Source organism: Hungatella sp. L36 (assembly GCF_014288035.1).
This window is the reverse complement of sequence record NZ_JACOPC010000011.1, coordinates 181,098-193,776: the sequence shown is the minus strand read 5'-3', so window position 1 is coordinate 193,776 and position 12,679 is coordinate 181,098. Positions and strand designations below refer to the sequence as shown.

Annotated in this window: 7 protein-coding genes; 3 read left to right on the top strand and 4 right to left on the bottom strand. The window is 49.6% G+C overall.

The features are described 5' to 3' along the window. Positions 1-6: 6 nt before the first annotated feature. The 4 genes from ygeW to H8S80_RS23200 form a co-directional block, all read right to left on the bottom strand. Positions 7-1,200, bottom strand: a complete 1,194-nt coding sequence (gene ygeW, locus H8S80_RS23215; RefSeq protein ID WP_002602706.1) for a knotted carbamoyltransferase YgeW — start codon at positions 1,198-1,200, stop codon at positions 7-9. Between the two features lie 311 nt (positions 1,201-1,511). Continuing rightward, the gene (locus H8S80_RS23210; RefSeq protein ID WP_002602707.1) at positions 1,512-2,825 is read right to left on the bottom strand and encodes a YgeY family selenium metabolism-linked hydrolase; all 1,314 of its coding nucleotides are present in this window, start codon (positions 2,823-2,825) and stop codon (positions 1,512-1,514) included. Positions 2,826-2,872: 47 nt separating this feature from the next. Then, positions 2,873-4,078, bottom strand: a complete 1,206-nt coding sequence (gene dpaL, locus H8S80_RS23205) for a diaminopropionate ammonia-lyase (protein ID WP_117632273.1) — start codon at positions 4,076-4,078, stop codon at positions 2,873-2,875. 60 nt (positions 4,079-4,138) lie between these two features. After that, positions 4,139-4,786, bottom strand: coding sequence for a helix-turn-helix transcriptional regulator (locus H8S80_RS23200; RefSeq protein WP_002602709.1), 648 nt, complete (start codon positions 4,784-4,786; stop codon positions 4,139-4,141). A gap of 325 nt (positions 4,787-5,111) precedes the next feature. Between H8S80_RS23200 and ssnA the strand changes: the two genes are divergently transcribed. The 3 genes from ssnA (at position 5,112) to xdh (ending at position 12,630) form a co-directional block, all read left to right on the top strand. Next, on the top strand, positions 5,112-6,446 hold the full coding sequence (gene ssnA / locus H8S80_RS23195) for a putative aminohydrolase SsnA (protein ID WP_002602710.1): 1,335 nt from the start codon (positions 5,112-5,114) through the stop codon (positions 6,444-6,446). Positions 6,447-7,054: 608 nt separating this feature from the next. Continuing rightward, entirely contained in the window at positions 7,055-10,045 is a 2,991-nt protein-coding gene (gene ygfK / locus H8S80_RS23190) for a putative selenate reductase subunit YgfK (RefSeq protein ID WP_118033207.1), read from the top strand. Between the two features lie 17 nt (positions 10,046-10,062). Further along, entirely contained in the window at positions 10,063-12,630 is a 2,568-nt protein-coding gene (xdh, locus tag H8S80_RS23185) for a selenium-dependent xanthine dehydrogenase (protein ID WP_117632275.1), read from the top strand. Positions 12,631-12,679: the final 49 nt, after the last annotated feature.

Genomic DNA, 12,679 nt, shown 5'->3' with positions numbered 1-12,679 from the left:
TTCTTCTTATTTGAATACGCGTGGCGTGTTTCTTTCTTCCAGCTTCTTTAAGATTTCCTGTGGATTCTCAAACTTGGCAAGGAAGATCATAGCGGCGATTACGTATGGCTTGAAGCTTGCTTCTTTGTATAACGGATCGCGGTAACGATCGAATACGGAAGCTTCTACTTCACCATCTACACAGCTTACGTCGTTGATATCAGCCGGTAAGCAGTGTAAGTACAGGGCCTTGCCATCCTTTGTGGTCTTCATAAGCTCTTCTGTACAGCACCAGTCTTTGTGGTCTGCGTTCTGAGCCAGTAATTCTTTCTCCAGAGCCTTGATACCCTCTGTATCGCCTTCGCCGTATAAGTTGGTTCTCTTTTCCATTGCTGCGAATGGAGCCCAGCTCTTCGGGTAAACGATGTCAGCGTCTTTAAATGCGTCAGCCATGTCGTGAGATACACGGAAGGAACCGCCGGACTTCTCAGCATTATTTCTGGCAACTTCCTCAACCTCAGGCATTACTTCGTAGCCTTCCGGATGAGCCAGAACAACTTCCATGCCCATACGTGTCATCAGACCGATTACACCCTGAGGAACGGATAATGGCTTTCCGTAGGAAGGAGAGTAAGCCCATGTCATAGCCAGCTTTTTGCCCTTTAAGTTCTCAAGGCCGCCGAACTCATGGATAATATGTAACATATCAGCCATACACTGTGTCGGATGGTCGATATCGCACTGTAAGTTTACTAAGGTTGGCTTCTGCTCTAAGATTCCGTCCTTGTGGCCCTGTGTTACAGAGTCAACAACTTCATGCATATAAGCGTTGCCCTTGCCGATGTACATGTCATCACGGATACCGATCACATCAGCCATGAAGGAGATCATGTTGGCTGTTTCACGAACGGTCTCGCCGTGAGCAACCTGAGACTTGCCCTCGTCTAAGTCCTGAACTTCCAGGCCGAGTAAGTTACATGCGGAAGCGAAGGAGAAACGGGTACGTGTGGAGTTGTCACGGAATAAGGAGATTCCAAGGCCGCTCTCGAATACCTTTGTGGAAATGTTGTTTTCTCTCATGAAACGGAGAGCATCAGCTACGGTCCAGACAGCTTCCAGTTCTTCGTCTGTCTTTTCCCATGTTAAGAAGAAATCATTGTTGTACATTTCCTTGAAATTTAAAGCGTTTAATTTGTCGATGTAATCCTGTAAGGTTTTCATATTGGTATAAAGCCTCCTGAAATAAATGTAATGTTATTTGGTATCTATCCTGCATGCTGTCCAGCCTGTCATAGATTTGGGGAAGGAATGAGGGCCGACGGCAAGAGTGATTGTTTTTAGGGGTGGCTGCATTTTCTTCAACAGGAAAGTACATCCTGTCGAAGAAAACCCTCCGGGTGGATGCGCACTGCGCGCTAAGGTAATATGGCTGCGGTAGCAGCCGCGCTTCGGCGCACGATTCCGGAAACCGGATTCGATTGAATCTGCAGCCGGCATATATGGTTACAAAATGGCAACTGATTGGCTAAGTATTATTTCTCGCAGTAGATAGAAGGAAGTGCTGCGTAAACTGCTGCACATGTTACTAAATCCTGCTTCCATGTCTTCTCGTTCGGAGCGTGAGCCTGAGCCTCTGCGCCAGGTCCGAAGCCGATACACGGAATTCCGTTGCGTCCCATGATGGAAACGCCGTTGGTAGAGAATGTCCATTTGTCTGTCAATGGACGGGCAGTTCTCATGGCAAGTGTTTCTTCTGCGCCGATACGGACATCGCCGTATAAGTTCTTGTAAGCTTCTTCCAGAGATGCGGTTACTTTGTGATCCTCCGGAATAACCCAGGTCGGGAAGTAGCACTCGATCGGATAAGTAAGTCCTTTATAGGAAGGACGGGAATATTCATACATGGATACGGTTACGTCTCCGCCGTACTTCTTTACGCTCGGTAAGTTGCGGATTTCTTCTAAGCAGCTTTCCCAGGTCTCACCGGCTGTCATACGACGGTCTAAGGATACCGCACAGGAGTCAGCAACCGCACAGCGGCTCGGTGATGTGAAGAAGATTTCGGAAACAGTGACAGTGCCGCGGCCTAAGAAGTTTGCTTCTTTCCACTCTGCGTTGTAGCTCTCGTCTAACATCTTAACGAGACCTTTTACTTCTTTGTCATCGGCTGCGTCGTTTTCATTTAAGGCGCGTACATCCTGAAGGATATCGGCCATCTTGTAGATCGCGTTGTCACCGCGCTCCGGAGCGGAGCCGTGGCAGGAAACACCCTTTACGTCTACACGGATTTCCATACGTCCTCTCTGGCCGCGGTAGATTCCGCCGTCAGTAGGCTCTGTGGATACAACGAATTCCGGACGAACCTTGTCTTCGTTGATGATGTACTGCCAGCAGAGACCGTCACAGTCTTCTTCCTGAACAGTACCGGTTACGAGTACGGTGTATTTGTCGCTTAAAAGTCCTAAATCCTTCATGATTCTGGCTCCGTAAACGGCTGATACGATACCGCCGCACTGATCGGAAACGCCGCGGCCGCCGATTTCGGTGTCATTCTCGTAGCCTTCGTATGGATCGAAGTTCCAGTTGTTCTTGTTGCCGATACCAACGGTATCGATATGAGCATCGAAACCGATTAAGGTTGCGCCGGTTCCCATGTAACCAAGAACGTTGCCCATATCATCGATAACAACCTTGTCAAATTCAAGCTTTCTCATCTCTTCTGCGATGCGGTCGATATGAGCTTTCTCATCACAGCTCTCGCCTGGGAATTTTACGATGTCTCTTAAAAATCTGGTCATATCAGCTTCGTAATTTTTTGCTGCCTCTTTGATTTTTGCGTAATCCATGATTTTAATACCCTCCGTTTTATTCATTTTTTATGGTGTTCGATTGCCTAACGTTCTTTTCCTTCCCAAACGATCGCTTTGTAGCGTTCCGGGTCGGTGTCGCCCTCCGTAGAGAAGAGGAGAACTTTTGAATCCTGATTCAGTCCTAAATGCTCTCTTAAATCCTTGTACTCATCCATGGTCATGATGCAGGCCAGAATACCGAATGGAGCTGCACCGGACTCACCGGACGTGACTGATACGTCTCCCTTAATCGGAGCTGCCAGCATTCTCATGCCTTTTGCTGCTGCCCAGTCAGGAGCGGAGACGAAGGTGTCAACGTGGTTCTTTAAGATATCCCAGGATATGGTGTTCGGCTCGCCGCAGGCTAAACCGGCCATGATGGTCTGCATATCGCCGTCCACGATCTGAAGACGTCCGTCGCCGGCTTTCGCACCCTTGTAGAGACAGGCTGCAACATCAGCTTCCACAACGACAACCTTAGGCGGGTTTTCCGGATAACGGTTTGCGAAGTAGCCCTGTACAGCTCCTGCAAGAGAACCAACGCCTGCCTGAACGAATACGTGAGTCGGTCTGTCACATCCGTATTCCTCTAACTGCTCGCCGGCTTCCATCGCCATGGTTCCGTATCCCTGCATGATCCATGCCGGAATCTCTTCGTAGCCGTCCCATGCGGTATCCTGTACGACAACGCCGTGCTCTGTTTTAGAAGCGGCATCGGCTGCCATGCGGACACATTCGTCGTAGTTGACTTCCTCGATGGTAACGTCAGCGCCTTCTGCCTTGATGTTATTGAAACGGGTGATGGTGGAGCCCTTCGGCATGAAGACAACTGCCTTCTGTCCTAACCGGTTGGCCGCCCATGCAACGCCTCGTCCATGGTTTCCGTCTGTGGCTGTAAAGAAGGTAGCCTGGCCGAATTCCTCGCGGAGTGCTTCGGAAGTCAGAACACTATATGGAAGATCGGAGACGTCTTTGCCTGTCTGCTGTGCTATGTACTTCGCAATCGCGAAGGAACCGCCCAAAACCTTGAAAGCGTTTAAACCGAAGCGGTAGGATTCGTCCTTCACATAAACCTGGCCGAGTCCTAAGTATTCAGCCATATGGTCGAGCTTTGCAAGTGGTGTCTTGCTGTACTGCGGGAAGCTCTCATGGAATTTCCTTGCCTTTCCGATTTCGTCCAGCGCCATGACAGATAAATTCTTGTCGTCTGTCTTCGGCATGGTGTTAACCACCCATTCGATTGGATTCATGATGTTTGATTCTCCTTCTTATTTTAATAATGAATTTAAAATGGAAATTTTATTGAAAACTTATTTATTCTCTTTTCCGGCATCCATGTAGCTGTAAAGCGTGAACTTGGATATTCCGAAAAAGTTGGAAACCTTGTCGCCGGATTTTGTGATCAGGAATGCCCCGGCGTCGTTTAAATACTGAATCGCTGTGATCTTGTCATCCTTGCTCATCAGCGCCACCGGTTTGCCGACCAGCTGTACGGACTGTTCGATGAGCGTATCTAAAAGGTCGTTGACGTTGTGCGTGATCTTTCTTGGCTGCCGGTCTTCTCCGGACATCTCCGCGGTGGAGATGAGAGAGCGGATCGAGTTGTCAACAGTGAGCAATCCTGTGATGTCATAATTTAAGGAAAAGATATAATCGATGGTACCGTCCTTTCCTCTTATATACATGGTACTGGATTTTAAAATCCTTCCGTCATCTGTCTTCGTTAAATAAGACAGCCGGTCTTTTAAGCATTCAGGATTCCGGTTCAGCGTTTCAAGAACGATTTCCGAAGGTCCGTCTCCCAGTTTTCGGTTGCTTACGTGACCGTTTTCGATATAGACGATGGAGCTCTCTATATCCTGCTTTTTTAAGTCGTGGATGACCACCTCACAGGCGTTTCCAAAATGGGATGCCACACCGTGTGCAATCTGTGTCAGTTGTTCGAGCTTTGAATCCATCTTGTAACCCCCCTTACTTGATTTCTTATACTCCCATCATAACATAAAAAAATGAAAAATCAATACCTTTTCTAAAAATTTTTTAGGCAAACTAATTTTTTTTGTATTTTAATCTTGCATTTCTTACTTTTAGATGATACACTGTACCTATAAAGATATTTATGGTACAAACTGCATAAAAATGATGAGAAGGAAAAAGTTCTCAAGGACAATATGCAAGAACAATGCACGGGAGGCGGGGAAGGTCCCATGTGCACACTGTATACTCAAAATTTTTAAGATTTTGACGAAATATTAAGAAAAAGAGAGAAAAGGAGATGGAGACATGCTGATTATCGGTAATGGAAGAATGATCACAAGAAACCCGGAGGCTCCGTTTTTGGAAGATGGAGCAGTGGCGATGGATGGATCCACTATTATGAAAGTAGGAACGACAAAAGAGATAAAAGAGGCATATCCCGATGCAGAATATATCGACGCCAAAGGCGGCGTCATCATGCCGGCGTTTATCAACGCGCATGAGCATATCTACAGCGCATTTGCAAGAGGCTTAAGCATCAATGGCTACGATCCCCACGGTTTCCTGGAGATCCTGGACGGAATGTGGTGGACGATCGACCGCAACTTAACACTGGAGGAGACAAGGCTTTCCGCCATGGCAACCTATATCGATTCCATTAAGAATGGTATTACCACCACCTTCGATCACCATGCGAGCTTCGGCCACATACGCGATTCCCTGTTTAAAATAGAAGAAGCGGCAAAAGAGACCGGCGTTCGCTCCTGCTTATGTTATGAGATTTCTGACCGTGACGGCATGGATAAGGCCAGGGAAGCGGTAATGGAGAACGCGGCCTTTATCAAACACGCGCTGGCGGACGACAGTGATATGATCGCCGGAATGATGGGCATGCATGCGCAGTTCACTATTTCCGATGAGACCATGGCACTGGCAGCGGCCAACAAGCCGGCGGAGGTTGGCTACCACATTCATGTGGCGGAGGGCATCGAAGACCTTCATGACTGCTTAAAGAAATACGGCAAGCGCATCGTAGACCGTCTAATGGACTGCAATATCCTTGGCCCGAAGACACTGCTTGGCCACTGTATTTACGTAAATCCTCACGAGATGGAATTAATAAAGGAAACAGATACCATGGTCGTACATAATCCGGAATCCAACATGGGCAACGCCTGCGGATGTCCTCCAACTATGGAGATCGTTCACAGAGGAATCCTAACCGGTCTCGGCACTGACGGATACACACACGACATGACGGAATCCTACAAGGTTGCCAACGTACTTCACAAACACCATCTCTGCGATCCAAACGCCGCCTGGGGCGAGGTTCCGCAGATGCTGTTCGAAGGAAATGCAAAAATTGCCAACCGTTACTTTAAGAAGCCTCTCGGCGTATTAAAAGAAGGCGCAGCCGCCGATGTCATCGTTACCGATTATATCCCGCTGACCCCGATGAACGCAGGCAACGTAAACAGCCATATTCTTTTCGGCATGACCGGCAGAAGTGTGACAACGACAGTCGGAAACGGAAAAGTCCTGATGAAAGACAGAATTCTTACGAATATTGATGAAGAGAAAGTTATGGCTGACTGCAGGCAGGCGGCGAAGGAACTGGCTGACCGAATCAATAGTAGATAGAGGGAAATTTTGATGAGGGAGTGAGGGTGGCTGACGGTTACGTCCTTTCTGCGGGAGACGAAATTTTATATAAATCTAAAGCATGATTTAATAAAATTTGTTCCCGCAGAAAGGACTGTGTACGGGCAGGCTGGAGACTCTCCTCGCAAAAGTTGCTGGTGGAATAGAGGGGCTGGCCGATGGGATTGGCGGAATAAATGCAGAAAATGCAGGTAGAAGATTCCAGAGAGAAAGTCTTTTGTTTGATGTAAAATGAAGGCAGCAATTGTAATGTGAAAGAGTTTTTATGATACAGAGTTTTGAAGTAATGAAATATGGTAATAAAGCAACAGAAAAAAAATACAAATAAGCAGCAAAGATAAAAAGCAGCAAAGAAAAATAAGCAGCAATCACAATACCAATAAAGCAGAAAGAAAATATTAGAAAATTCACAGCGAGGTGTTTTCTTTTTTCAGCGGCATCCAGGGAAGCAGCGGGTTTTGGAGGGAAACAAATTTTATTAAATCATGCTTTAGATTTATATAAAATTTCGTCTTCCCTCCAAAGCCCGCGGACCCGGCAACCAATACATTTAAAAAGATAAATACCCGCAAATCAGGAGGTTAATGATGGGAGACAGAATGACACCAATGCCATTTCCGCAGTTAGTGGAGTGGGTAATGAAGGAACATGACGATAAGGGGACTGTGTTTGGGGTTTACAGACCTTATCAGGCGAAGGCGGAGAATGATAGGAAAATCTTTGGAAGGACTCTGGAGACTCCGGTTGGTCCGGCGGCGGGCCCTCATACCCAGCTGACCCAGAATATTGCAGCGGCTTACTATGCGGGAAGCCGGTTCTTTGAGCTTAAGACGGTTCAGATCATCGACGGCGAGGATCTTCCGGTGAGTAAGCCCTGTATCAAGGCTGATGATGAGTGCTATAACTGTGAGTGGTCAACGGAGCTTTACGTTCCGCAGGCACAGGAAGAGTACATAAAGGCATGGTTTTTACTGAGCGTTATGGCGAAAGAGTATGGACTCGGCGCCATGGACGGATTCCAGTTCAATATGAGCGTGGGATACGATCTGGAGGGAATCAAGTCTCCGAAGATTGATTTGTTTATCGAGTCCATGAAGGACGCAAAGGATACGGAGACCTATAAGAACTGCAGGGAGTATCTGCTGGAGAACGTTTCCATGTTTAAGCATGTGACGAAGGAGGATATTGAAGGGATTTCTTCTAATATCTGTAATTCCGTTACACTCTCCACGCTGCATGGCTGCCCGCCTCAGGAGATCGAGCGGATCGCTACGTATTTGATCGAGGTGAAGGGACTTCATACCTTTATCAAGTGCAATCCGACACTTCTGGGATATGAATTTGCAAGAAAGACCATGGATGAGATGGGATACGATTACGTCGCTTTCGGCGATTTCCATTTCCTCGATGATTTACAGTATAATGACGCGATTCCGATGCTTCAGAGGCTTAAAAAGCTGGCCGGAGATAAGAATCTGGAGTTTGGCGTGAAGATCACCAATACGTTCCCGGTTGATGTGAAGCAGAATGAACTTCCAAGCGAAGAGATGTACATGTCAGGAAAATCGTTGTATCCGCTGTCTATTTCACTGGCTGCGAAGCTGGCGAAGGAGTTTGACGGACAGTTAAGAATCTCTTACTCGGGCGGTGCAGATTACCATAATATCAAGAGCATTGTAGATGCGGGAATCTGGCCGGTAACGGTGGCGACAACCCTGTTAAAGCCGGGCGGATATCAGAGACTGGATCAGATGGCCAGTGAACTGGAATGTGGAAGCGTGGCGTTTGCCGGAGTAAATGCAGAGAAGACCGCGAAGCTGGCGGAAGCTGCGATTACGGACGAACACCATGTAAAGGCGGTAAAGCCGCTTCCATCCAGAAAGATGAACAAACCGGTTCCGCTTATCGACTGCTATGTGGCGCCGTGTAAGGAAGGATGTCCGATCCACCAGGATGTGACCACGTATTTACAGCTTTCCGGAGCAGGCAGGTATGAGGAAGCCATGAAGGTGATCGCAGAGAAGAACCCGCTTCCATTTATTACGGGTACCATCTGTGCACATAACTGTATGAGCAAATGTAACCGTAACTTCTATGAGGATCCGGTCAACATCCGCGGCGTCAAGCTGGTGTGTGCGGAAGGCGGCTACGACGCTCTGATGAAGGAAATCAAGGCTGGGGAGTTAAAAGGAAAGAAGACTGCTGTTGTAGGCGGCGGCCCGGCTGGTCTGGCGGCTGCGTATTTCCTGACAAAGAACGGCTGTCCGGCGACGATCTATGAGGCGGGCGACAGCCTTGGCGGCGTAGTAAAGCACGTAATTCCGGGATTCCGTATTTCTGATGAAGCGATTGCAAAGGATGTGGCTCTGGCTACGGCTTACGGCGCAGAGGTGAAGCTGAACACGAGAGTGGAGAGTCTGGAAGACTTAAAGAAGGCCGGATATGACTACATCATTCTGGCGACTGGCGCTTCAACGCCGGGAGTTTTAAAACTGGAAGCAGGAGAGGCTATGAACGCACTCGATTTCCTGGCACAGTTTAAGGCCACTGACGGAAATGTAAATATCGGCAAAAATGTCGTTGTCATCGGCGGCGGAAATACCGCGATGGATACGGCCAGAGCCGTAAAGAAAACAAAAGGGGTGGAACACTCCTATCTGGTATACAGAAGAACGAAACGCTTCATGCCGGCCGACGAGGAAGAACTCGTAATGGCGGTGGAAGATGGCGTGGAGTTCAAAGAACTCTTATCTCCTGTGAAGCTGGAAAATGGAAAGCTGATCTGCAGTGTGATGAAGCTGTCTGATTACGATGCTTCCGGCAGAAGAGGCGTGTCCGAGACAGGTGAGACGGTGGAAATCCCGGCGGATACCGTGATTGCAGCTGTCGGCGAGCAGGTTCCGACCGATTTCTTAAAGGCCAACGGAATCAATGTGAACGACAGAGGAAGAGCCATGGTAAACGAGGAGACACTGGAGACCAGCGTATCCGGCGTTTATGCAATCGGTGACGGTTTATACGGACCAAAGACAGTTGTAGAAGCTATGCGTGACGCCAGAATGGCGGCGGAGGCAATCCTCGGTGCAAAGGCGGCAAGAGACTTTGATGATACGGTGGAGGATCTTGGAAAACTCTACGACAGACGCGGAGTGCTGGCTGAAACGAAGGAATATAAGGAAGACAGCACACGCTGTCTCGGCTGCTCCAATATCTGCGAGAACTGTGCAGAGGTATGTCCGAACCGTGCCAATATCGCGATCCATGTACCTGGAATGGCGAAACACCAGATTATCCATGTGGATTATATGTGTAATGAGTGCGGTAACTGTAAGAGCTTCTGTCCATACGACAGCGCTCCGTACTTAGATAAATTTACCCTGTTTGCCAATGAAGCGGACATGGAAAACAGTAAGAATCAGGGCTTTGTTGTCCTCGATCAGGCTGCGGTTTCCTGTAAGGTGCGTTATCTTGGAAACATGTATACTTGGAATGCCGCGGACAGCGACAGCGTAATTCCGGAAGGCTTGCGCAAAGTAATGGAAACTGTCTGCAAAGATTATGATTACCTATTAGCATAGGGAAAGCAGGTGAACTTATGTATACCTTACTGGTGAATGGAACGAGCGTTACCGTGGAAGAGGACCGGAAGCTGATCGATGTGCTGAGAAATGACCTGGGACTCAAATCTGTCAAGGATGGCTGCAGCGAAGGCGCCTGCGGAACGTGTACGGTTCTGATTGATGGAAAGGCCACCAAGGCCTGTGTCCAGAAGGTTTCAAAGATGGAAGGAAAATCCATCGTAACAGTAGAAGGACTCAGTGACAGAGAAAAAGAAGTATTTGTCTATGCCTTTGGAGAAGCGGGAGCCGTGCAGTGCGGCTTCTGCATCCCCGGCATGGTTATGAGCGCAAAGGGACTGATCGACCAGAATCCGGATCCGACCCGCGATGAGGCGGCCTTCGCAATCCGCGGCAATATCTGCCGCTGTACAGGATATAAGAAAATCATCGATGCGATTCTGCTGGCGGCAAAGCTGTTCCGTGAGGACGCGAAGGATTTAAAAGCCCCGGTGGTAGATCATATCGGACAGCGCGCGCATCGTGTGGATGTGCCGGAAAAGGTGCTCGGTTACGGGGAGTACGTGGATGATATGGAAGTGGAGGGTATGATTTACGGAAGTGCCATCCGCACACCGTATCCGAGGGCAAGGGTCCTGTCCATCGATAAATCCGAAGCGCTTGCGCTGCCGGGAGTCCGTGCGGTCCTAACCGCCGATGACGTTCCGGGAGGCAATAAAGTAGGTCATTTAAAGAAGGACTGGGATACCATGATTCCGGTGGGTGAGATCACCCGTTACGTGGGAGATGCGGTCTGCCTGGTGGCGGCCGATACGCCGGAGATTCTGGAAGAAGCCAAAAAGCTGGTGAAAATCGAATATGAGGAGCTACCGGGGGTATTCAGCCCGCAGGAAGCTTTAAAACCGGATGCGCCGCTGGTTCATGAGACAGGCAACGTGCTGGCTCACGAGCACCTGGTGCGGGGCGACGCGAAGAAGGCCATCGAGAACTCCAAATATGTGGTGACAAAGGAATACCGCACTCCATTTACAGAGCATGCGTTCCTGGAGCCGGAATGCTCCGTCGCTATCGTAGACAGGGAGAAGAAAGAGGCTCTGATCTATTCGTCCGACCAGGGAACGTATGATACGCAGCGCGAATGCGCCGGAATGCTGGGCTGGGAGCTTTCCAGGGTCCATGTCATTAACAAACTGGTGGGCGGCGGCTTCGGCGGCAAAGAAGATATGGCGGTACAGCATCATGCGGCCCTTCTCGCTTACCATACGGGAAAGCCGGTCAAGGTGAGGCTGACGAGAAAAGAAAGCATTATGATTCATCCGAAACGCCATCCGGCGTGGATGGAATTTACCACAGCCTGTGATGAGAACGGATATTTAACCGGCATGGCGGCAAAGGTGATCACGGATACCGGCGCTTACGCTTCCCTGGGAGGACCGGTGCTTCAGAGGCTCTGTACCCATGCGGCAGGCCCCTATAACTATCAGAACATCGACATCGACGGCACCGCCGTCTATACGAATAATCCGCCTGCAGGTGCGTTCCGCGGCTTCGGCGTAACCCAGAGCTGCTTTGCTACGGAGTGCAACTTAAACCTCCTGGCAGAGATGGTGGGGATTACCCCGTGGGAAATCCGCTACCGCAACGCCATACGGCCGGGTCAGGAGCTTCCCAACGGCCAGATCGCCTCTCCGGGCACAGCCCTTGCAGAGACGCTGGAGGCGGTGAAAGAAATCTACGACAGCCACCCGTATGTGGGAATCGGCTGTGCCATGAAGAATGCCGGCGTCGGCGTCGGTATCCCGGACTGGGGCCGCTGCCGTATGACCATCGAGGACGGAAAGGTTCATGTCCGCTCCGGTGCATCGTGTATCGGTCAGGGACTGGGAACCGTGCTGGAGCAGGTGGTCTGTGAGGCGCTGGGCGTCACGGGAGACCGTGTGGTCTATGTGGCAGCTGAGACGAACCTGGCACCCGATTCCGGTACGACCTCCGGTTCCCGCCAGACCCTGGTGACAGGCGAGGCGGCCAGAAGAGCCTGTATGGATATTCTGGAAGATTTAAAGGGCGGAAAGACCCTGGAGGATTTGAATGGAAAAGAGTATTACGGCGAATACTTAGCCGCTACTGATCCCATGGGATGCGGCAAGAAGAATCCGGTATCCCACGTGGCCTACGGCTACGCGACCCAGGTGGTGTGCCTGAATGAAGACGGCACCATTGAAAAAGTGGTTGCGGCCCATGACGTCGGAAAAGCCATTAACCCGCTGTCCGTAGAAGGGCAGATCGAGGGTGGTGTAGTGATGTCCCTGGGATACGCCCTGACAGAGGATTTCCCATTGGATCACGGAAAACCTCTGGCAAAGTTCGGTACGCTCGGCTTATTCCGCGCGGATAAGACTCCGCCGGTTGAGAGCATCATTGTAGAAGAAAACAAGGATCCGCTGGCATACGGAGCAGTGGGAATCGGAGAAATCACCTCCATCCCAACGGCACCGGCAGTTCAGGGCGCCTACTACAAACTCGACGGAAAATTCCGTACGTCACTGCCTCTGGAAGACACAGCATACAGAAAGAGTAAAAAGTAAAAAGAAAAACCTTGATAAGGGCGCAGAGGGCCGAGCAGTATGGTCCTGC